The organism is Bacillus mycoides, assembly GCF_018742245.1.
Classification (GTDB): domain Bacteria; phylum Bacillota; class Bacilli; order Bacillales; family Bacillaceae_G; genus Bacillus_A; species Bacillus_A cereus_U.
Genome location: NZ_CP036132.1, coordinates 645,905 through 668,810, shown reverse-complemented (window position 1 = coordinate 668,810; position 22,906 = coordinate 645,905). Strand labels below are relative to the sequence as shown.

Below are 22,906 nucleotides of genomic sequence, written 5' to 3'. Positions count from 1 at the left end.
TTTACTCATCCCCTTGTATCAATCTTAAACTTCAGATAAAAATACGTAATCTATCCTCCCTTGTATAATAAAAGACATGATTCTATAAGAAATAAGCTTTCTGTTATAGAATCATGCCCTCCAGTTTTCTGGTCAGACCCTCTATCTTTTTTATGTCGAAATGTGAAAAATAAAGAGTGATTTGTATATATTAAATAGCTTATATTAAAAATTTAAAAGACAATATGCACAATTGCATGAAAATTCTTTCAAACAAAAAAAAGAACCCAAGTTAATTAAACTTGGGTTCTCCATTTCGTATTATTTCTCTTGTGTTTTTTCCCAATCAGCTAAGAATTTCTCAATTCCTTGATCTGTTAATGGATGCTTCACTAATGAAGCGATTACGTTTGCTGGGATTGTTGCAATATGTGAACCGTTTAATGCTGCTTCTGTTACGTGAACACTGTGACGTACAGATGCTGCAATGATTTCTGTTTCAATGCCGTGAATTGCAAAGATTTCTGCGATTTGGCGAATTAAGTCCATACCGTTATGACCGATATCATCTAAGCGACCTAAGAACGGTGAAACGTATGTCGCACCAGCGCGAGCTGCAAGTAATGCTTGCACTGCTGAGAATACTAATGTAACGTTTGTACGAATTCCTAAATCTGAGAATGCTTTTACTGCTTTTAAGCCTTCTGTTGTCATTGGAACTTTTACAACAACGTTTGGAGCGATTTTTGCTAACTCTTTTCCTTCTTCAATCATTTTATCAGCTTCTAAGCTAATTACTTCTGCGCTTACAGGTCCTTCAATAAAGCTGCAAATTTCACGAATACGCTCATGGAAATCTACGCCTTCTTTTGCTACAAGTGATGGATTTGTCGTTACTCCAGCTACTACACCTAATGCATTTGCCTCTTTAATTTCGTTAATGTTTGCTGTATCAATAAAAAATTTCATTTGTTATTCTTCCTTCCTAATTTTCATTTTATATTTATTTATTTTTTCTTAATAAGCTCTAATTCAATCGGAACAAATTTGTCCACTTTTTTACCTTGTGTTATTTCTTTCGCTGTTTCCATCGCCTTCTCTCCGATTAATTCCGGTTTTTGAGCGACTGTTGCTGCCATGCGCCCATCTTTAACCGCTTTTACAGCATCGTCCGTTGCATCAAATCCAACAACGACTACGTCCGTTTTGCCAGCAGATTTCAACGCCTCAAGTGCGCCTAATGCCATTTCATCGTTATGAGCAAACACTGCTTTTATATCGCTATTTGCTTGCAAAATATTTTCCATAACGGATAACCCTTTTGCACGATCGAAATCAGCTGCTTGTTTTGCTACTACTTTTAAAGACTTATCAGCTACGTTATGGAATCCTTTCCCACGCTCACGAGCAGCAGACGATCCAGGGATTCCTTCTAACTCAGCAACATTTGTTCCTTCACCAACTAATTCCCGAATGTAATCACTAGCCATTTGACCACCTTCGACATTGTTAGAAGCAATGTGAGAAACAACTTTACCTGAATTCGCAACTCGGTCTACTGTAATAACAGGAACATTGGCTGCATTGGCTGCACTTACCGCTGAAGCAACAGCATCTGAGTCGGTTGGATTAATAACAACTACATCGACACCTTTTTGAATTAAATCTTCAACATCGTTTGTTTGCTTCGCTGCATCATTTTGTGCATCAACAGCAATTAATTCAATGCCGCTATCTTTTGCTTTCTTTTCTGCACCTTTTTTCAACGTGACGAAAAATGGATTATTTAAAGTTGAAACAGAAAATCCAACTTTAATAGTTTTATTTCGACCTTTATCGCCAGAATCCTTTGCCCAATCTGGTGGTTCCATTGAACAACCAGCAGTAACTACCATGATGCATGCAACGAGTATCAGTAACCATTTTTTCATGAATTGCCCCTCCATTACGCTTCTTTTCGACGATCAATTAGTACAGCTAGTAAGATTACAAGTCCTTTTACAACTTGTTGGAAGAAAGAAGATACACCTAATAAATTTAAACCGTTATTTAGTACACCAATAATAAGCACACCGATGAATGTACCAACAATCCATCCTCTTCCACCTGAAAGACTCGTTCCTCCTAACACAACTGCAGCAATTGCATCTAATTCGTAAGAAGTACCAGCAGTCGGCTGTGCAGAATCTAATCTTGATGTTAAGACAATACCTGCAAGCGCTGCCAAAATTCCGGAAAGACCGTAAATCATTACTTTAATTCTCGTAACATTAATACCAGATAAAGCTGCCGCTTCTTCATTTCCACCAATCGCAAACGTACGGCGACCAAACGTTGTTTTCTTTAAAATAAAGTACAGTACTGCAAAAGCGATCATCATTGTAACGGCTGGCACAGGAATACCAAGGAAATAACCACGGCCAAACATTTGGAACATTAAATGATCACCAAGACCAGTGATCGGACGTCCGTCCATATAAACAAGCGTCAACCCGCGAAAAATAGTCATTGTTGCTAAAGTTGCAATAAACGGAGCTACTTTTCCCTTCGCAATAATGATACCGTTTATAATTCCCATTGCAAGACCTGCTAATAATCCAACTACCATTGCAAGGAACGGATCCATGCCACTTGCCATCATTCCGGCAACAAGTGCACTTGATAATGCTAAAATAGAACCTACCGATAAGTCAATACCCCCTGTTAAAATAACGAAGGTCATTCCAAATGCAATGAGTGCATTAATCGATACTTGGCGCAGTATATTAAATAAATTTGGAATTTCAATAAATGCTGGATTTAAAGCTGTAATTACTACGATAATTAATACTAATCCAATTAAAGAACCAAGTTGTTGTAATACATTCCCCTTCTTAGCCATATCTTACTCTCCCCCTGTAGCTAGTGCCATAATAGACTCTTGCGATGCCTGATCCTTCTCTAAAATACCACCGATTTTCCCCTCATGAATGACGAGAACACGATCACTCATTCCTAAAACTTCTGGAAGCTCAGACGATACCATAATAACGGAATCTCCTTGCTCGGTAAGCTTATTCATAATAGAGTAAATTTCTTTTTTAGCCCCAACATCTACACCTCTCGTTGGTTCATCTAAAATGAGTAACTGTGGATGAATACCTAACCATTTTGCAATTACAATCTTTTGCTGATTTCCACCAGAAAGAGATTTTACAGCTTGCTCTCCGTTTGCTGCTTTCACATTAAGAAGCTTCATCATATCCTCTGTAAATTGCTGTTCTAAACCTTTATTAACAACGCTTCCCTTTGAAAGACTTTCTAAATTTGGTAAAGCTAAATTTTCACGAATCGAAAAATCTAACACAAGCCCTTCAGATTTTCTATCCTCTGTAATAAAGGCAATTCGTTGTCTAATCGCATCAATTGGACTATCAATTTTCACTTCTTGTCCATTCATAAAAATTTGTCCTGAATCAAGTGGTTCATATCCAAATATTGCTTTCATAATATCCGTGCGACCAGCTCCCATCAAGCCCGCAACACCAAGGATTTCACCTTTTCTAACTTGAAACGAAACATTTTCAAATTTCCCCTTTTTCGTTCCGTTACGCATTTCAAAAATCACTTCGCCAATTGGACTATTTCGTTCTGGATAACGTTCACCAATACTACGACCCACCATCATGCTAACTACTTCATCAAATGATGTCTCCGGAATTAATCTTTTCCCTACATATTCTCCATCACGCAAAATCGTAATAGCATCACATATTGAAAAAATTTCTTCCATCCGGTGTGAAATATAAACGAATGAAACGCCCTCTTTACGTAATTTATTAATAACAATAAACAGTGTTTCAATTTCGCGATCTGTTAATGCTGCTGTAGGTTCATCCATAATGATAACGCTCGCATTTGTCATTAATGCTTTAGCAATTTCAATAATTTGCTGTTGTCCAACTGATAATTCACCTGCTAGCATAGCGCCTCTCACATGTAGACCAAGATCTGCCAATTGCTGCTGGGCAATCGCATTCATTTGACGCGTACGTAAAATGCCCGTTTTTCCATACATTAACTCTTTTCCAAGAAACATATTTTCAGCTACCGTTAAATTCGGTAATATGTTCAACTCTTGATGGATAAATGCAATACCGTACTCTTCCGCTTCTTTCGCGTTTTTAAAAGTTCGTTCTTGTCCATCAATTGTGACTGCTCCACTGTCTTTTTTATATACACCTGTTAGAATCTTCATAAGCGTCGATTTCCCCGCTCCGTTTTCCCCCATCAATGCATGGACTTCTCCTGTTTCAATCATAAACTGTGCGTTTTTTAGAACAGGATTACCACTGAACGCTTTTGAAATGTTCTTCATTTCAATATGCATTCTCATCACATCCCTTTATTAAAAAATCACGCCTGCATGTAAAATAACATTCGCATAAGGCGTTGCTTCTCCTGTACGAATAATCGCCTTCGCTCTCTTTGTATGCTCTTTAAATTCCTTATGAGACACATATTCAAATGCTGGCTCTATTAAACACATCTCAACTTCTTTATTTACCACCGCATTATTCATAATGACTTCTTCTGCTAACGTCACTTTCTCAATTGCCATATCATCAGCAACTACTTGTAATACGTCTAAAAAGCTAGGCTTTCCAATTTCAACTGCTAAATCAATTCGTTTTACTCCATCAGGAATAGGTAACCCGCAATCAGCAATTACAATCGTATCTGTATGTCCAAGTGAAGCAAGGACTGCCGCAATTTCACTATTTAATACACCATGCTTTTTCATCCAACAATCACCTGCACTTCACGTACTCTATCTCTCGTTGGCATACCGCCCTGAGCCCCAAGTCTTGTTACAGAAAGACCACCAGCAATATTTGCGAAACGAATAGCCTTTTGAAGTATTTCTCCTTCAGAAAGCGCAACTGCTAACGCGCCATTAAATGTATCACCAGCTCCAGTCGTATCTACTACATCTACGGCAATACTTGGAACTTGAACAACTTCCGTTCCATTATGGAATCGAACACCGTTAGACCCTTCCGTCATCAATAGCTTATTTGGATATTTCGCAAGTAACTCTTCAATTGGTGATGTGAAATCATTTAATACGATGCGACATTCATGTTCATTCGGCGTAATATAAGTCGCTTTTTCTAAAATATCTTCTGATAAAATTTGTGCTGGAGCCGGATTCAACATAACTGGAATTTTGTGCTCCTCACAAATAGCCAGAACGTATTTTACCGTTTCAAGCGGAATCTCTAGTTGAAGAACGACCATATCTGCTTTTACAAGAAGGTCTTTTGAACGATCTACAATCGAATCACTTACAAGAGCATTTGCTCCTTGTACGACAACAATGCTGTTATCCTCTTCTGCTAAAACGATATGAGCGATTCCTGTCGTTCTATCTGTAACCGGTACCACATAGTCGATAAAAACGCGTTCGTTCTCTAAATTTTTTCTAACTACTGTTCCGTAATCATCATTTCCTACCGCACCAACCATCGCTACATTTGCTCCTAATCTAGCTGCAGCTACTGCTTGGTTGGCCCCTTTCCCTCCTGGGATCGTATGAAATGCTTCACCAATTACCGTTTCGCCTGCTTTCGGCCGTATTTTTGAAACAGCCACTAAGTCCATTGAAATACTACCTACTACTGCAATATTTGGCATCTGTCTCATCTCCTTACTTCGTTGTATTTCGTTCTATAATTTCAATCGGTAAACGATAGTGTTTCTCTTCTAATGGATTTCCTTCCATCTGCTCTAACAACAACTCTGTTGCAATTTTCCCCATTTCATAAATTGGCTGTGCAACAGTTGTAATAGATGGATACATCATTTCTGTTAAAGAAATTCCATCGAATCCGATAATTTGTAAATCGTCTGGAATAGAAATTCCCTTTTGAAGTGCAGCCTTTACAACGCCGATTGCAATTAAATCATTCCCAGCAACAATCCCATCAATATGCGGATATTCTTCCAATAATCCTACCGCGACCTGTTCACTATTAGCTGGATCGAATGTACTCTCTGCAATCATATAAGAAAGATTATTTTGCGTAATAACGTCTACAAAACCTTCAAAACGTTCATTAGCTGTGCTCACATCACGCGGTCCGCGAATATGTGCAATATGTTTACACCCTTTGTCTATTAATAACTTTGTCGCCGCCTGACTCCCTGCATAGTTATCTGCATATACAGTAGGAATGCGCTCATTAAACATTCGGTCAATCGCAACAACTGGAATAGACAAATTCATGTAATTAACACTATTTTGTGGATTCGTTGCCACAATAAACCCATCCACATTATTTTGTCTAAGCACATCAATGTATTGTTTCTCTTTTTCTAAACTTTCATCAGAGTTACAAAGGACAACTGTGTAACCTTGCTTATGTGCTACATCTTCTACGGCACGTGCAACTTCTGGAAAGAATGGATTCACGATATTTGGAACAACTAAGCCAATTAAACGAGATTTTTTATTGTATAAAGAACGTGCTACTGTACTAGGCTTATAATCTAGCATTTCAATTGCTCGCTCTACTTTTTTTAATGTATCCTCATGAACATATCCATTTTTATTTAACACTCTGGAAACGGTCGCAACAGATACCCCTGCTAATTTTGCAACGTCTTTAATCGTACTCATTCTCTTTTCTCCTCATTTCATGTAACCGTTTACACAAAATAATATAACGCATTTATAAAAATACGTCAATCATTTCTCACTAAAAAGGTTTTAAGGTTATACTCAAAAAAAGCATCGCCTTATGGCGATGCTTTCTCATTACGAATATGATACTGTTTGTTCTTTCTCTTCTACAACAGGCTCCTCAGCGCCCTTTTTACGATCAGATAGTTTAATCTTCTGTAAGAAAATCGTGAAGATAGCACCTACTACGATAAATACTAATCCTGTTAAGAATACAGTATGAAGCGAATCCACCAAAGAACTTTTCAAAACCGGTACGATACTGTTAGAAAATGCTTCTGGCATTTGTTTTAATGCCTCTGGACTAAAGAGCATAGAATATAAACTCTGTGGATCTGTATGAATCATATCTTTCAATTTTGTTACCATTTGTCCCGCTTCTTTTGGGAATGTATCTAATACAGGTACTAATTTATTTGTTAACGTTGTACCTGAAGTGTTATTCATAATTGATCCTAAAATTGTAATCCCAAACGTTCCACCGATTTGACGGAAGAATTGACTTGATGATGTTACAACACCAAGATCTTTTTTCGGAAAGCTTTCTTGTAATGCTAATGTTAGTATCGGCATAACAAGACCCATTCCTAAACCGATAATCATCATATAAGAAGTAGCGGTAAGCTTAGTTGTGTGCATATCCATCGTTGTTAATAACCAGAAACCACTAGCCATAATAAGCATCCCTGTAATAATTTGTGGTTTCACACCAACTTTTAATACAAGTTGACCACCGATAATACTCATAACGATCATTGTGATCATCATCGGTGTCATAATCGTTCCTGATTCAGCAGCACTTACGCCTACAATTCCTTGCATAAAGAACGGTACGAACATAATTGCTCCAAACATTCCGATACTCATAAAGAAACCGATCGCATTCAGTAGTGTAAATGTGCGGTTTTTAAAGAAGTGCATCGGTAAAATTGGTTCTTCAGCCTTCGTTTCAACAATAACAAAGCTAACAATACCAATGGCAGCTAGTGCAAATAACCCGATAATTTGCCAAGAACCCCATGCATAATCTTTTCCACCAAACGTTAACGCAAGTAATAAACTTACAACACCGAGAATCATCGTGAAGATTCCAGCGATATCAATTTTAATTGGTCCTGTTTGTTTATGTGCTTTTAATCCCATTGCAATAAAGATTGTCGCTAAAATACCAACTGGTAAGTTAATATAGAATACCCATCTCCAGTCCACTGCGTCTACAATCCAACCACCAACTTGTGGTCCAATTACAGAGGCAAGACCATATAGAGCTCCAAAAATACCTTGCCATTTAGCACGTTCTTTTCCCGTGAACATATCTCCGATAATAATCATAGCCATTGGCATCATAATACCGCCACCAAGACCTTGAATACCACGGAAAATAATTAATTCTGTCATACCGTTTGCCATACCACATAACGCTGAACCAGCCATAAAGATAATTAATCCTGCTATATATACGTTACGACGCCCAAGTAAATCCGCTAATTTACCTGCAATCGGTACAACCGTTGTTGATGTTAACATGTAAGCTGTTGTTAACCATGTCATTAAACTTAATCCGCCTAGCTCACCGACGATACGCGGCATTGCTGTACCAACGATTGTTCCGTCCAATGCAGCAAATAGCATCGCGATTACTAAACCGATTAACAACAACTTTCTATTCTGATTTTCTTGTTGCTCCATGTAATCTCCTCAATTCCTCTTAGTTTTTCTCTTTTTTCTCTTGTGTCCCGCAAATAATTGTTTCTAGCTTTTCAAAGAGGCGTAACAAATCTTCCCTCTCTTGTAATTCTAAGTGTGAGAAGTATTTTGCAATATGCTCATTACGAGCCGCCATCGCTTCTTCTACTGTAGCTTTCCCCTTTTTCGTTAGCTCAATGATAACAACGCGGCGATCATTATCGTCGTGATAGCGCTCTACTAACCCATGATCAATTAAACGATCAATCATTACTGTAATCGCACTCGGTTTCACGTACATTTTCTCCGCCAATTGTGTCGCTCTTGAAGCTCCGTAATGATCTAAAATCTTTAAAATATAAAACTGCGGTGGTGTAAGTCCTGATGCTTGCATTTGTTCTAATAGCTCTGTTTGCATTTTCTTTCCTATAGCGAATGTAAGAGCTTGAATCTTATCAATATGAGTCATATCATTTGGCATGTTATCCACCTCTTATTTAAGCAATAAAATATTTAACGTATTTAAATATTAATCCCACAAACAAAATACGTCAACAACTTTCTTCATAAAAACGTTTACATTCCTGTCACAAAGTTGTATAATTTTCGTCGAAGTTAATATTGACAGTCACGGAGAATCGGAGTATAAGGCTATGAAATATAAAAAAGGGAACTTTTTTATATTTCATAGCCTTTTTGTATTCTCTCTGTCTTAAAACGCTTCTAATTAATTAGAGGAGGATTTTCATTTTATGTTTTTCACACAATTATTTAAACCTGCGCCCCACGCAGAACGCTTACCAGCTGATCGCACTGATAGCGAATACCGCAAATTGCGTTTACAAGTATTCTTAGGCATCTTCATCGGTTATGCGGGTTACTACTTTGTTCGAAAAAACTTTTCACTCGCAATGCCATACTTAATCGAACAAGGCTTTAGTAAAGGGGAACTTGGGGTTATCCTTTCAGCAGTATCTATCGCTTACGGATTAAGTAAATTTCTTATGGGTATCGTATCCGATCGTTGTAATCCTCGCTACTTTTTAGCAGCTGGGCTATTTTTATCCGGTATCATTAATATTATTTTCGGCTCATTTTCTTTCATTACAACGAGCATCATACTTATGTTTGTACTTCAGTTTTTAAATGGATGGGTACAAGGTATGGGATGGCCTCCTTGTGGCCGTACGATGGTTCATTGGTTCTCCATTAGTGAACGTGGTACAAAAATGTCTATTTGGAACGTCGCTCATAATGTCGGCGGCGCGCTTATGCCTTCTCTCGTTACATTAGGCTTATATTTCTTTGCAAATGACTGGAAAAGTATATTTTACTTCCCAGGTATTCTTTCAATTTTAGTGGGTATTTATGTATTAATTACGATGAGAGATACACCTCAATCTTGCGGATTACCTTCTATTGAAGAACATACTGGGGAATATCCATCAGATGAAAAAGTAGCGGACCGTGAACGCGAGCTTTCGGTAAAGGAAATTTTATTTACATACATATTAAACAATAAATTTTTATGGTATATCGCTATCGCTAACGTTTTTGTTTATTTCGTTCGTTACGGCGTTGTAGACTGGGCTCCTACTTATTTAGTAGAAGAAAAAAGCTTTACTCATAGTAGCTCACGTACAGCTTATGCTCTATACGAATGGGCTGGTATTCCAGGTACACTTCTTTGCGGATGGATGAGTGATAAACTATTTAAGGGGCGCCGCGCACCTGCTGGTATTTTATTTATGGTCGGTGTATTCATTGCCGTTCTTGTTTACTGGCTAAATCCTGCTGGGCATCCAATCATTGATAGTATCGCACTTGTTTCCATTGGATTTTTAATTTACGGACCTGTTATGTTAATTGGTCTTCACGCGCTAGACTTAGCACCAAAGAAAGCTGCTGGAACTGCCGCTGGGTTAACTGGGTTCTTCGGTTACCTAGGCGGAGCTACTTTTGCTAGCGCAGCTATGGGCTTTATTGTAGATGGATTCGGATGGGACGGCGGATTCATTTTGCTCCTTGCTTCTTGTGTGCTTGCAATGTTCTTCCTTGCTCTTACTTTAAATACAGGATCTGCAAAATCAAAAGCAGTTTAAACAAAATATAATGTGTAGAAAAATAAACATAAAAATAGCTCTCAGCATTTACTTACATGCTAAGAGCTATTTTTTATTTATCGTTCTTCTCTTGCTATTTATATTAATCAATTCCCTTCTATTTTCTATTCATACGATTAAAACATTTGCTGAAACATCTTTATTAAAACAGCTAACATAACAGATCCAGCAAATCCACCTAAACAAATTAAACTTACTCCTTGGCTATAAGACAAATTTTGAAATGATTTCATACCTTCCATCCTCCCTATATCCCCTTTGATATTCTTATTTTATCAATGGAAAAAATTTCATAACATCGATTTCACTGACAACTAACTTACAAATTTGTAAGTTAACAATTTCCCTCTAAACTTATATCTAGTATGGCCATAATCCCCCCCTCTATACATCAAAAAAGACCTCGAATTATATCAAGGTCTCGCTTACACTACAGACTATCTCACTCAATTTATTTTATCCCGCTATTCGCCGGGCAGTAAGACCCACACCTCAAAATTCAGCGAAAGCAAAGAAGTTAGGTGGGGGTCGGGCTGCCCGTAAATACCCGATTGGTGAAGGCTAATAATCAGTGGGGGATGAACAAAACCCCCACTGATTAAAGTTTCACTTTATAATCATCACCGGGCATTTCACACGCTTTGCTATTTTATGACTTACACTACCAAGCACCATCTCTTGCAGTGTATTTAGCCCTCTACTCCCAGCAATAACAAGATCTATATCTCCTGTATTTACATATTGAACAATCGTATCTCCTGGATCGCCATGTAGAATCGTAATTTTGTAGGAAATGTTCTCTTTCTTTAATAAACCCTCAATCTCTTTTAATTTATCTTTTCGACTAGCTGATATTGTTTCTAAATCCGTTTGTCCTTGTATAATATCTGATTTTGCCGTTCTATTATCTACTACGTACACAACTTCAACATGTGTTTCTTCGTTAAATTTCGCAATATATGTTGCATGCTCGGCTGCTCGAAGTGCATGTTCAGAACCATCACATGCTAATAAAATTTGTTTGTACATATGCTGAATCCCCTTTTCGTTATCCTACTCGTATTATATAATAAAGCCCCCTAAAAAGGAGGCTTCTAACTAGCAATTCTCTTATTATAGATAGCTAAATTTGAAACAATCTTCGAGCTTCGTTCATTTAACCCTGTGATCCTTACTTTCACACCGTTCTGTTCATACTTCATTATAACTTTGTCAATTGCCGCTACTGCTGAATCATCCCATACATGTGCATGAGTAAAGTTCATCTCAATTTCTTTCACATCTTCATTGTATGAAAAAGCATTTATATACTCTGCCGTAGATGCGAAGAATAGTTGGCCGTGAATTTCATATATTTTCTTATTTTCAATATACAAATGTTTCACGTGAATCTTTGCCATATTGAATGCAAATAAAACCGCACTAATTATCGTTCCGATAATTACACCTAATCCTAAATTATGTGTGCTTAGGACAATCACAACTGTTACGATCATAACAAATGCGTTTCCTTTCGGTACTTTATGAATTGTTGCTACAGAATTCCAATCAAACGTCCCAATCGAAACCATAATCATAACAGCAACTAAAGCAGCCATCGGAATATGAACAACGTAATCCCCTAAAACAAATAGCAATACGATTAAAAAGCCACCGGCTACAAACGTCGATAATCTCCCGCGACCACCTGATTTAATGTTAATAACAGATTGTCCAATCATTGCACAGCCTGCCATTCCTCCGAAGAAACCAGCGACAATGTTTGCAATACCTTGCCCACGTGCTTCCTTATGTTTATTGCTTTCCGTATGTGTCATATCGTCTAAAACCGAAGCTGTTAATAATGACTCTAGTAAGCCGATAATTGCAAGCATAACTGAGTACGGTAAAATAATACCTAATGTCTCAAGTGTAAACGGCACATCAGGAATGCTGAAGAACGGTAATTCTTTCGGTAAGCTTCCCATATCCCCTACTGTTTTCAACTGTAATCCACTCATAAGTGCAATACTTGTCACAATAATAATTGAAATAAGTGTAGACGGTACAGCCGTCGTAATACGTGGAAATACATATATAATTGCAAGTCCTAATGCGACAAGTGCATACATTTGCCAAGTTGCATTTTTAAAATGCGGCAATTGCGCTGTAAAAACTAAAATTCCAAGTGAATTTAAAAAACCACTCATAACGGATTTAGGAACAAACTTCATAAATGAGCTCAGCTTGAACACTCCAAAAATAATTTGAACAATACCTGTTACTATTGTCACAGCAAATAAATATTGCAAACCATGATCTTTAACGAGCGTCACCATTAATAATGCCATTGCACCTGTTGCAGCTGAAATCATCCCAGATCTTCCGCCAACAAATGACATTGTAACTGCAATACAAAAAGCGGCGTATAATCCAACCGTCGGATTTACACCTGCAATAACAGAAAAAGCTATCGCTTCAGGAATTAATGCTAAAGCAACAACAATCCCCGATAGCACGTCCCCTCTCACATTTGAGAACCATTCATTTTTTATAGTTTGAAACAAAGTAACACTCCTCTACTCTTTTATCATTTGATTTTCTCCGTAAGAAAATCAGGGCCGACTGCACGAAGGCTATTATATAACGAGCAAAGGATGTTGTGCTATGTAAAAGTTTCCTAAAGAAAAGACGCTACCTTAACAGCGTCTTTTCTCATTTCATTAATGTCCACCGTGACCTTGACCACTTTCCTGAACAATTTCTAACCTCTCATCTAATATCCCTTGTGTTTCAAATGAAATATCACTAGTACTTCCTAATAGGAAACCATGGTTATACGGTCCAAGTGTTGGATCATCTTTAAACTTCGGCTGAATAGTAGCAAGGAAGTCATAAACTGGTTGTGAAGCTCTTCCTTCCTCAAGCAAAACAACAGGGGCATGTTTACCCATATGTGAAAACGGTGCTCCCGCAATTGCTAAGTCTGGTGTTTTACTCGAAACAAACGACAAACCGTGACCAGGTTTTGTGAACCCCCAGCCAAATTTCGTTTTTTTATCTTTAAATTTCGCAAATGCAACCGAATTTTTTGTTGGAGTCTCCCCACTAATACGTGTTACTTTACCGTATTTACTTAACTCTTTTTCTACTTCTTTTGAAATGATTTTTTCTGGTCCTAACACATATATATTTGCTTTATCTTTTCTCATTTTTAATGCCTCTACTGTCGCTTCTGGCACCTTATCTTTTTCTGTATATAAAAGTGGCTCTGGCATATGAGAAATCCAATTTACAGCTGGTGTTGTATATAAACGTCCTTCTTCTTCAGACGAACCGATAATAACGCTATTTGGATAATTCCCTGTTATATCGGCATATTCTTTATCAACATCTTTAGCAAATTTAGCTGAATCCGTTTCTTTTATTTGCTTCACTTTATACTCTTTTAATTGCTCAAGCGCAGATGCCCCTACATCCCCCATCACCATAATTTGCGTTCCATCTTTCGTTCCGAGCGGATTTAATCGTTTTATTTCTTTTAACGTCATTTCGGGTACCACTTCTTTTTCTATAAATAAAATCGGTCCGTTATTCGGATGATGAATAAGATCCGCACTTGCAATACCCAATTGCCACTCGTTCACTGGCACTAAAATAACAGCACCTGGCTGATTCTCTTTATGCGTTGCTGGCCATATCGTTTGCGAAGTTAACACTGCCATTTGCAGAGGATTATTTGTATTTAATCTCGTTACATTTTTTAAACTTGTCGTTAATAAATCCTCTGATGCCCCGGCATTCATTTCTTTCGGCGCAGTTATCTCCTGATTCATTTTCATTTCCTTTTGCTCTGTTTTCTTCTCTTTTGTAGATTCATGATTTTTATGATCTGTATTCGTTTGTCCGCATGCCGCAAGACCGACTGCCGCAATTATTGTTATCCCAAAAATTCGGGTCATCTTTTTCACTATATCGCCCCCGTAATTGTTTTCGAACCAATCTTATTACCTAAAATGGAATTTCAACTTTACAATAACAAGCAATTCTGAAGAAATTATGCAGATACATTATAATCTGCACCATTTCTTCATGATTTTGACTTACAATTTAAGTAATGACTACAAATGCGGAGGTACTCTATGATCGATATACTACTTGTAGATGATGAACCGAGAATGCTTGAATTATTATCACTTTATCTTACTCCAATCGGATACAACTGCGTATGTGCAGTGTCCGGAGAAGAAGCTATTTCACATATAGAAAATCGAAACTTCAAATTTGTTTTACTCGATATTATGATGCCAAAGATGGACGGGTGGGAAACGTGCAAAAGAATTCGATCATTTAGTAACGTTCCAATCATTATGGTAACTGCTCGTGATCAAACGGTAGATGTCATCCAAGGGTTAAAACTTGGAGCGGATGATTACGTGACGAAACCATTCCACGCAGAGGAACTTTTCGCAAGAATTGAAGCTGTTTTAAGGCGAACAAATCAACACGCGCAAATCCAATATCACGGCATTTTATGGGATGAGGCCAAACATTTCATTTCTGTCTATAATGAAGAACTTCTTCTCACACCAATCGAATTCTCTTTACTCGGATTATTTTTACGTCATGTGAACTATGTATTAAGCCGTGATCAGCTCATTGAACGAATTTGGGGATTGAATACAAATACAGAAGATAGAACAGTCGATTCACATATTCGTAATTTGCGTGATAAATTACGAAAAGTAAATTTCCCTATTGATCACCATTTAAAAACTGTATATGGAGTAGGGTATCGATGGATTGATACCCTAGATTAAGGAGCAAAGCGATGAAGCGAATTTCTATTCAACTCGGATTTTATTTTCTAATTGTTACACTTTTAATCGAAAGTGTTCTATTTGTCTTGCTCTATTATAGCCTTGTGAACACTAGAGTAAATGAAGAAATGACTGCTTTATTAAAGCGTGGAAATAGTCACCGAGATGTCCTTGAAAAGTATTTTGATAAGCAAACAATCTCCCATGTTGCTTTAATGGAATCCGAAGCTGAAACAACTGTTATTATTACAAATGCAAATAAAGAAGTACTAGCTAAATCCAATGAAATAAATACTACTATAAAAAAACATATTGAAGGAATGCAAACACGAACAGATCATGATGGAGCGATTATAGAGAATCATTGGAAAACATCTAATTATATATGTACAGTTAGTCCAATTGTAGTGGCAGGAAAAACGGAAGGCTATGTATATATGTTTCTCGGAACGGAATCAATCGAAGAAATGGTTAACGGGCTAACAAGACAATTCATTATCGCCGGAGTCATTACTTTTCTATTAACAGCCATCACCATTTTTCTATTATCACGTTTATTAACAAAACCATTGTTACACATGAAACAAGCGACTGAAAAAATGAGTAAGGGCGATTTATCAGTTTCATTAACGACTACTCGAAATGACGAAATTGGTGAACTAGCAGAATCTATCCAAACTCTAGCAAATGATTTACATTATATGAAAACAGAAAGAAGTGAATTTCTAGCGAGTGTTGCTCATGAATTACGAACACCTTTAACGTACGTAAGAGGTTATGCTGACATTGCATTAAAAGAAGATATACCTCCTGAGCAACGTTTACAATACTTATCCATTATAAAAGACGAATCTGATTATATTACAAACTTAGTTCAAGATTTATTTTCACTCGCTCAAATGGAAAAGCATAACTTTTTCATTCAAGTAAAAGAAGTGCATTTACACACTTTCCTTACTCGCATCACTGAAAAAATAAATGTGATGTATGGAGAAAAACAAATTAAAGTTGTTTTTACATGTCCTCTCTCACTCTTAGTAAAGCTAGATGAGCAGCGCTTTGAACAAGTTATGGCTAACATTTTAAATAACGCGTATAGACATTCAAAAGAACATTCTCATATTAATATTTCTGTTACAGAAGAACATAAACATATTTCCATCAAAATTGAGGACAAGGGAGAAGGTATTCCTCCTGAAGACCTCCCTCACATTTTCGACCGCTTTTATCGTGTTGATAAAGCAAGAACACGAGCTACAGGTGGAACCGGTTTAGGACTTTCTATCGTGAAGGAAATCGTAGAACTACACGGCGGGAATATTACTGCCACAAGTGAAGTTGACCACGGGTCTTGCTTTACAATTTCATTGCCATCTATATAAAAACACGACTACTATCAGTAGTCGTGTTTCTTTATCCTTTAAGATTTTACTTTATAATATAGATTTACAAACTGACCAAAACGTTTTGTATCCGTTAAAGTTAAATTAATTTCCGGGTTCTTTTCTTTAAATAGTGGAATACCAGAACCTAATATGTGAGGTGTAATCGTAACAACATATTCATCAATTAGATTATTCCTAAAAAATTCTCTCAGTAGACTCCCTCCACCGACCATCCATATTTTAGATCCTTCCTGCTCTTTCAACCTTTTGGTGAACTCTACTACATCTCCATTTACAAATTCCACATGTCCATTTGAACCTTTTTCAGAATTAGAAAAAACATAACATTTCTTATCTAGGTACGGGAATGGTTCCATATGCTCTACTACATAATCGTACGTTCTCTTTCCCATGATTATTGTATCAATTGTCTCATACATTTCCGTATAACCGTTGTCTCCCTCTCCTTCCGTTTCGATTAACCACTCTAAATCATCGTCTTCTTTCGCGATAAATCCATCTAAGCTCGCTGCAATAAATAAAACAATTTTACGTGACATTTCTTTTCCTCCTTGCGTCTCATCTTGATAAAATTATGATATAAACAATATACTAACCGTAAAACATGACAATTAATGTCATGTAAAAAAAGAAACGAGTGATATATTTGTCAAAAGCAAAACGTTTACTAGACATTCTTATATTTGCTTCTGCGAAAAGAAAATTTACAGCTCAAGAAATAGCTGATGAGTTCAATATATCCGTTCGTACTGTCCATAGATATATTTTAGATTTAAGTGATATGGGATTACCCATTTACGCTGAACAAGGTCGAAACGGAGGATATAAAGTATTAACAAACAACATGCTTCCCCCCATTTTATTTACCGAAGAAGAAGCAGTCTCCATCTTTTTTGCTTTTCAATCTTTAAGCTACTATCGAGACTTGCCTTTTAATACAGAAATCAATTCTGTTACTCATAAACTGTATAGCTCTCTACAAAATGATGCGAAAGTTAAAGTCGATAAAATACGTTCTTATATCGCTTTTTGGAATCCGAAGAGAACAATTGAGACACCATTTTTAAAAGAAGTGTTAACCGCGGCTATTGAAAATAAAAATTTACACTTTCAATACGAATCTAAATCTGGAATAAAAACAAAACATGTTCATCCTATCGGTGTATATGCTCACGACGGTTTATGGTATTTGCCATCCTATGACTTTAGTAGAAAAAAGGTATTACTGTATCGCGTCGATCGTATTCTTTCTATATTATCAACGGAAGAAAATGAAGATACATTCATGAATTTAGAAGAATGGTTTGCCTCTAACTCTAACGTAATAAACATTCCTACTCAGTTACATGTTTTATTAACGACAGAAGGCGTGCGCCAATGTAAAAGCGTTCCTTACCTTGAAGAGTTCGTTGTAGTAAACGAAGACGGGACAGGATATATAAATTCAACAATTGATAAAGGTGAAATTAACTTTATTACCCCTTTATTTTATAGGCTTGGAAAAGATGCAAAAGTTTTAGAACCGAAAGAATTAATAGATGGTTTACGTATACGTGCGAAAGAAGTTTTACATATGTATGGAGACGAAAAAAGCTGCTAAATATAAGCAGCTTTTTAGTCTAGTTGTTCCTATTGTTTTTACTATTGACGAATATCAATCCACCAACGATATTCCGCATTCATATTTTCAGTGCCACTAAATCCTCTGTAATGGAAAGCATCAAGGAAGATTGAATCTAGTTTATCCTCATCTACAAAATAACCTAAGTTAACTTTCATCACTTGTCCTGGTCGGATACTGCCAATATTATAAAAGCTTTTTCCGTCTCCGTGGGGTTCTAGATAATCAACCTCGCCCGTCATAATATTTTTTTCGGCAATTCCATCTTCTTTAGCGTAGTTCCATGCATTACCTTCAGATTTAAGCAGTTTTATAGATGGATGCATATAGATTTCTTCTGTCGCCTGTTTACCTATATTTTTCACTGTTGTTGTTAGGTAGACAAATTTAGGATGAACTAATTTTGATTCTACTAATTTATCAATTGCATCTTTACCATTTCCAATCTTATATTTATCTCGTCTATATGGTATCAATTGTCCCGCTTGATCCAAAGCTTGATTCCTGCTTAGTATTCCTAAGCCCATTTCATAAAAGTTATCTTGTTTAAAATCTTTGATTGAATCAAAGACTTCAACTTTTTCTATAACGTATTCAAGTTTGTTGTTATCTGTAATTTGCTCTATCGTTACTGGAATCTTTTGACCTACACTAAATAGTCGTTTACTATCTTTTTTCAAAGGAATAACCTTAGTTTCTTTAGGTTCATCTGCTTTGCTAGAACGATTTTCATCATAATCTACTATATGTGATGCCTTTTCTTTTGACGTAGGCTCAAGTGAGATGTTCCCTAACACATCCATCATTTGTTCTTCATTTACATCGGATCCAATATAACTTTCTAACATAATCCCTTCTTTCTCAAAAAAGAGAAAGACCTTCCTGTCAAACATTAAATTGTTGTTTCCAGTTTCTTTATGGACAATTACTGCTTTCCTACCATTTACCTCTTTTTCTTCGTAACTTTTCGAGTACAGCGTTTGAAAATCCGCATTTTCCCCTACTCTCCAAAGACTAAATGAAAAGCCTCCATTTGCGTCGTTATCTTTAAATGAATATTTCATAGCAGAGTCATCAATTGCTTCCATATTTTCTGGTAATTTACCAATTTTCAACTTATACCACTTATCAATTTTTTTCGAGTCCTTATTTGTTACTGAAACATTTACTTCGTAATTTTGTTTTTGGACAATCATATTGTAGACTTTTACTGCACCAAAAACGGTTGTCGGCATGCCAATCAATAAGCAGGCAGCAGCGATTAACATACGATGTCTTTTACGCTTTTTCTGCGGTTGCTCGCCTTTCAGCTTCATTTCCTCCATAAACACTTTCTTTTTACGCGTATATGTATGTGAAAATTCATGTTGTTCTTCGATTTTATCAAAATCATCTAAAGCAATCTTTTCAGCAAGGTCATACATTTCTTTGGAGTTCTTTAAATTCGTCATTTTGTATCCCTCCTATAATATTTTGGACTCGTTTTCGAGCGCGTTCAAACTGCTTGCGGACATTGGCCTCCGTTATCCCCATGACATTTGAAATTTCTTGATACGTTAAGTTATAGAAGACTTTGTACTTAAACACCTGTCTGTTAGACTCATTTAACTCTTCTAACAATGTATCAATCTGAACCTCGGACATTACACGTTTTTCCCACTCTTCAATATTTTCATCTACTATTTCTGTTGATTCTCGTTGATATTCTTCTAAGAATACTTCATGCCTTTTATTTTTCCGGTAGCTATCAATCGCTTTATTTTTCGCGATTCTCAAAATATAGCGTTTAAGCTCTTGAGTATTCAAGCTATGGAGCTTTTCCAAATTCTTATATAGAGTAATAAACGTCTCTTGAACTGCATCTTCAGCCTGCTGAATATTATTTAAAATAGAATAAGCTACATAATAAATCTTTTGTTCATATAACTCGTATAGCTCTTCCATCTTTTCATAATCTTTGTTTGTAAATTTCATATAATTCCTCCTCTCACTCTATATAACGAATGGACGATATACTTTGTGACACTGAAAACACGAATGAGTAATTCTTCAATAAAAAAATCTAATAATATAATAATAGAATAAACAAAAGCACAATTTCTCTATTTTAACTGAGAAATTGTGCTTTTTAATATTAGAGTTTTCCTAACTGTTCCCTTAAGAACATCCCTCTTACACCTTTTCAGTAAGCAATATTTGTTCTATCGCTTCTTTTAACAAATTCTGTGTCTCTTCAAAGTTATGATTCTGCTTTTCTTCTGCTTGTACCGTATAAAACTCAGCAAACGAGCGCTCTTTATATCTTGGTACGACATGCATATGGTAATGTGCTAACTCATTAAAAACCCCACCATTTTGACAAATCGTAATTCCATCTGGTTTATATAATGCCTTAATCGCTTTTGCAATAAGCTTAGAAGCATCCATAATTGATTTTGCTACAACATCATCTAATTCGTCTACTTCTAAAACGTGCTGCTTTGGAACGATTAAAGTATGTCCTGGGTAGAAGGGCACATGATCTAAAAAACACGTTACATACTCATCTTCATACACTTTATATATAATTTCTTCTTCATTTGCTAATTTACACCCTAAACATTCCATCATGCTTCCCCCTCTGTCAAAAACATAAAAACGTGAGCGCCCTATTCTCACGTTTTTACATTTCACTTCATTAATTCAATTGTCTCCGTAACTTTTATACTATCCTTTACAGATTGAACAATTGTGCAATTTTTCACCGCAAGTTGCAGTGCCTTGTCTAATTGCTCTTCTGTAATGTTTTGCGCTTTAATTTTATAGTGCAAATGAACACTTTCAACTGGTTTTGATACAGCTTCACTTCTACCAACTTCAGTTTCAATTGTAAACGTATCGTATGAAATACGTTTCTTTTCTAAAATTGTTCGAAAGACAATTGCACTACATCCTGCGATAGAAGAAACGAGTAATTGTAACGGTGAATACCCGTTTTCTTTTCCAATCGCTAATTGACCATACGATAAATCTGCCTCAATATCATCGTGTTTGATTGTTAGTTTCATTTGTTGTCTCCATCTCCACTTTCATCGGTTTCTGCCGTTTCTTACTAATATAATAATATATATAGCAGAAAATGATAAATGGAATACCACAATATAACGCCATTCTTTGTTCTGGAATAAACGCTAAACTAATAACAACGATACTATTTGTAATTAAAGCTAAAATTGGAACAAGCGGGTATAGTGGTGTTCTATACTTTAAGTCCTCTAATTTTCCTCCGCCTTTTAAATACTGACTTCTAAAGCGAAGTTGCGATAAAGCAATAATGATCCAACTTGAAACAGCAGATAAACCAGCTATAGATAATAAGTACATATATACTGTATCTTCTGCAAGGAAACTTGTTAATAAAGATAACGCCGCAACAGCAATCGTTACGACTAGCGCTGTAATTGGAATACCACGTTTATTTACCTTCTTGAAAGAAGTTGGTGCCATTCCTTCATTTGCAAGTGACCATAGTATACGCGTTGCTGCATATAATCCTGAGTTCGCTACAGATAATAAAGCTGTAATAATAACGAAGTTCATAATATCAGCTGCATATGGAATACCGATTTTATCAAATACAACTACGAATGGGCTTTCAATTATCCCTGCTTCTTTCCAAGAAATTAACCCTACTAAAATTGTCATTGTTAAAATGAAGAATAACATAATGCGCCATACTGTATTACGAATTGCGCGTGGAATTGTTTTTTCAGGATTCTGACTCTCTCCTGCTGCAATCCCGATTAACTCTGTTCCTTGGAAGGAAAAGTTAACTGTAATCATCGTAAGAAGCACTGCAGCTAGTCCATTTGGGAATAGCCCTCCATCACTTACAAAGTTAGAGAAAAGAGGCGCTGCTTCTTTTCCGTCGTATGGTAAAAATCCTAGTAATGCGCTACCACCAAGTAGAATGAATGCAATAATTGTAACTACTTTAATACTAGAGAACCAAAACTCTAATTCAGCATAACTCTTCGCTGATATTGCATTTGAAGCATATAAAATAACCCCGAATACGAGACACCATACCCAAACATCCACATTCGGAAACCATCTTTTCATCATTAAACCGATCGATGTTAATTCTAATCCTACTGTTACTGCCCATCCAATCCAGTATAACCAGCCGATCATAAATCCAGTTCCTGGTCCAATAAACTTCGTCGCATACTTTTGGAAAGATCCTGAAACTGGCATTGCTACCGTTAGCTCTCCAAGACAAAGCATTGTTAAATACATAATAAATCCGCCCACTAAATATGAAAGGATGGCTCCCCCTGGTCCAGCCTGATTAATGGTATAACCTGAACCTAGAAAAAAACCAGTTCCGATTACACCACCTAGTGCGATCATAAATAAATGTCTACTCTTCATCGTACGATGTAATTGCTCATTCGTTGTTTGCTGCATCTTAATCCTCCCCCTACCGATACCCCTATATCTTGTTAAAATTTTCTGATAATAAAAATATACACGAAAGCGATTACGATTTCTATATAAAATTAAAACTTTTCTGATAAAACAATATA

At 36.4% G+C, this 22,906-nt stretch carries 23 protein-coding genes; 4 read left to right on the top strand and 19 right to left on the bottom strand.

Annotation, left to right across the window (positions count from 1 at the left end):
• Positions 1 to 300: 300 nt before the first annotated feature.
• The 9 genes from fsa to EXW56_RS03310 form a co-directional block, all read right to left on the bottom strand.
• Positions 301 to 948, bottom strand: coding sequence for a fructose-6-phosphate aldolase (gene fsa, locus EXW56_RS03350; RefSeq protein ID WP_000667669.1), 648 nt, complete (start codon positions 946 to 948; stop codon positions 301 to 303).
• 38 nt (positions 949 to 986) lie between these two features.
• Positions 987 to 1,910: a ribose ABC transporter substrate-binding protein RbsB gene (gene rbsB, locus EXW56_RS03345; protein ID WP_002114128.1), complete on the bottom strand. Its 924-nt coding sequence runs from the start codon at positions 1,908 to 1,910 to the stop codon at positions 987 to 989.
• A 14-nt stretch (positions 1,911 to 1,924) separates the two neighbouring features.
• Complete coding sequence (locus EXW56_RS03340) at positions 1,925 to 2,860, bottom strand: ABC transporter permease subunit (RefSeq protein WP_002114125.1); 936 nt, start codon at positions 2,858 to 2,860, stop codon at positions 1,925 to 1,927.
• A 3-nt stretch (positions 2,861 to 2,863) separates the two neighbouring features.
• Positions 2,864 to 4,348, bottom strand: coding sequence for a ribose ABC transporter ATP-binding protein RbsA (gene rbsA, locus EXW56_RS03335; protein ID WP_002201772.1), 1,485 nt, complete (start codon positions 4,346 to 4,348; stop codon positions 2,864 to 2,866).
• A gap of 18 nt (positions 4,349 to 4,366) precedes the next feature.
• Complete coding sequence (gene rbsD / locus EXW56_RS03330; RefSeq protein ID WP_002114121.1) at positions 4,367 to 4,762, bottom strand: D-ribose pyranase; 396 nt, start codon at positions 4,760 to 4,762, stop codon at positions 4,367 to 4,369.
• Positions 4,759 to 5,655: a ribokinase gene (gene rbsK, locus EXW56_RS03325; protein WP_002201773.1), complete on the bottom strand. Its 897-nt coding sequence runs from the start codon at positions 5,653 to 5,655 to the stop codon at positions 4,759 to 4,761. Before rbsK ends, rbsD begins: the two co-directional genes overlap by 4 nt.
• A gap of 13 nt (positions 5,656 to 5,668) precedes the next feature.
• Entirely contained in the window at positions 5,669 to 6,640 is a 972-nt protein-coding gene (rbsR, locus tag EXW56_RS03320) for a ribose operon transcriptional repressor RbsR (RefSeq protein ID WP_002201774.1), read from the bottom strand.
• Between the two features lie 138 nt (positions 6,641 to 6,778).
• Positions 6,779 to 8,392 (bottom strand): MDR family MFS transporter, encoded by a 1,614-nt coding sequence (locus EXW56_RS03315; RefSeq protein ID WP_002201775.1) that lies wholly within the window; start codon positions 8,390 to 8,392, stop codon positions 6,779 to 6,781.
• A gap of 19 nt (positions 8,393 to 8,411) precedes the next feature.
• On the bottom strand, positions 8,412 to 8,870 hold the full coding sequence (locus EXW56_RS03310) for a MarR family winged helix-turn-helix transcriptional regulator (RefSeq protein WP_002114114.1): 459 nt from the start codon (positions 8,868 to 8,870) through the stop codon (positions 8,412 to 8,414).
• A gap of 271 nt (positions 8,871 to 9,141) precedes the next feature.
• On the opposite strand from EXW56_RS03310, the gene glpT reads away from it, so the two are divergent.
• Positions 9,142 to 10,491 carry a glycerol-3-phosphate transporter gene (glpT, locus tag EXW56_RS03305; RefSeq protein ID WP_002201776.1) on the top strand — a complete coding sequence of 450 codons (1,350 nt, stop codon included), beginning with the start codon at positions 9,142 to 9,144 and terminating at the stop codon, positions 10,489 to 10,491.
• A 137-nt stretch (positions 10,492 to 10,628) separates the two neighbouring features.
• Here the strand turns inward: glpT and EXW56_RS03300 are convergent, their stop codons facing one another.
• From EXW56_RS03300 to EXW56_RS03285, 4 genes are all read right to left on the bottom strand, one after another.
• The gene (locus EXW56_RS03300; protein WP_002125236.1) at positions 10,629 to 10,745 is read right to left on the bottom strand and encodes a DUF4027 family protein; all 117 of its coding nucleotides are present in this window, start codon (positions 10,743 to 10,745) and stop codon (positions 10,629 to 10,631) included.
• Between the two features lie 373 nt (positions 10,746 to 11,118).
• The gene (locus tag EXW56_RS03295; protein WP_002159291.1) at positions 11,119 to 11,541 is read right to left on the bottom strand and encodes a universal stress protein; all 423 of its coding nucleotides are present in this window, start codon (positions 11,539 to 11,541) and stop codon (positions 11,119 to 11,121) included.
• A gap of 65 nt (positions 11,542 to 11,606) precedes the next feature.
• A complete protein-coding gene (locus tag EXW56_RS03290; protein WP_215597175.1) occupies positions 11,607 to 13,058 on the bottom strand; it encodes a SulP family inorganic anion transporter in 1,452 nt (483 codons plus the stop codon).
• A gap of 156 nt (positions 13,059 to 13,214) precedes the next feature.
• Complete coding sequence (locus tag EXW56_RS03285) at positions 13,215 to 14,462, bottom strand: ArsR family transcriptional regulator (RefSeq protein ID WP_098988679.1); 1,248 nt, start codon at positions 14,460 to 14,462, stop codon at positions 13,215 to 13,217.
• Positions 14,463 to 14,633: 171 nt separating this feature from the next.
• Between EXW56_RS03285 and EXW56_RS03280 the strand changes: the two genes are divergently transcribed.
• Both EXW56_RS03280 and EXW56_RS03275 read left to right on the top strand, forming a co-directional pair.
• Positions 14,634 to 15,311, top strand: coding sequence for a response regulator transcription factor (locus EXW56_RS03280; RefSeq protein WP_002201781.1), 678 nt, complete (start codon positions 14,634 to 14,636; stop codon positions 15,309 to 15,311).
• 11 nt (positions 15,312 to 15,322) lie between these two features.
• Positions 15,323 to 16,693, top strand: coding sequence for a sensor histidine kinase (locus tag EXW56_RS03275; protein ID WP_215597174.1), 1,371 nt, complete (start codon positions 15,323 to 15,325; stop codon positions 16,691 to 16,693).
• A 38-nt stretch (positions 16,694 to 16,731) separates the two neighbouring features.
• Here EXW56_RS03275 and EXW56_RS03270 read toward each other — a convergent pair whose 3' ends face one another.
• Positions 16,732 to 17,256, bottom strand: a complete 525-nt coding sequence (locus EXW56_RS03270) for a dihydrofolate reductase family protein (RefSeq protein ID WP_078173832.1) — start codon at positions 17,254 to 17,256, stop codon at positions 16,732 to 16,734.
• 107 nt (positions 17,257 to 17,363) lie between these two features.
• Between EXW56_RS03270 and EXW56_RS03265 the strand changes: the two genes are divergently transcribed.
• Positions 17,364 to 18,317 carry a helix-turn-helix transcriptional regulator gene (locus EXW56_RS03265; RefSeq protein ID WP_215597173.1) on the top strand — a complete coding sequence of 318 codons (954 nt, stop codon included), beginning with the start codon at positions 17,364 to 17,366 and terminating at the stop codon, positions 18,315 to 18,317.
• 41 nt (positions 18,318 to 18,358) lie between these two features.
• Here the strand turns inward: EXW56_RS03265 and EXW56_RS03260 are convergent, their stop codons facing one another.
• The 5 genes from EXW56_RS03260 to EXW56_RS03240 all read right to left on the bottom strand — a co-directional run bounded on the left by EXW56_RS03260 (position 18,359) and on the right by EXW56_RS03240 (position 22,787).
• Positions 18,359 to 19,789, bottom strand: a complete 1,431-nt coding sequence (locus EXW56_RS03260; RefSeq protein ID WP_215597172.1) for a DUF4367 domain-containing protein — start codon at positions 19,787 to 19,789, stop codon at positions 18,359 to 18,361.
• Positions 19,755 to 20,312, bottom strand: coding sequence for an RNA polymerase sigma factor (locus EXW56_RS03255; protein ID WP_215557944.1), 558 nt, complete (start codon positions 20,310 to 20,312; stop codon positions 19,755 to 19,757). Before EXW56_RS03255 ends, EXW56_RS03260 begins: the two co-directional genes overlap by 35 nt.
• Positions 20,313 to 20,510: 198 nt before the next feature.
• Complete coding sequence (locus EXW56_RS03250) at positions 20,511 to 20,996, bottom strand: HIT family protein (protein ID WP_215557943.1); 486 nt, start codon at positions 20,994 to 20,996, stop codon at positions 20,511 to 20,513.
• Between the two features lie 11 nt (positions 20,997 to 21,007).
• A complete protein-coding gene (locus EXW56_RS03245) occupies positions 21,008 to 21,385 on the bottom strand; it encodes an OsmC family protein (RefSeq protein ID WP_002201787.1) in 378 nt (125 codons plus the stop codon).
• Positions 21,360 to 22,787: an amino acid permease gene (locus EXW56_RS03240; RefSeq protein ID WP_215557941.1), complete on the bottom strand. Its 1,428-nt coding sequence runs from the start codon at positions 22,785 to 22,787 to the stop codon at positions 21,360 to 21,362. The genes EXW56_RS03245 and EXW56_RS03240 overlap by 26 nt, the downstream gene beginning before the upstream one ends.
• Positions 22,788 to 22,906: the final 119 nt, after the last annotated feature.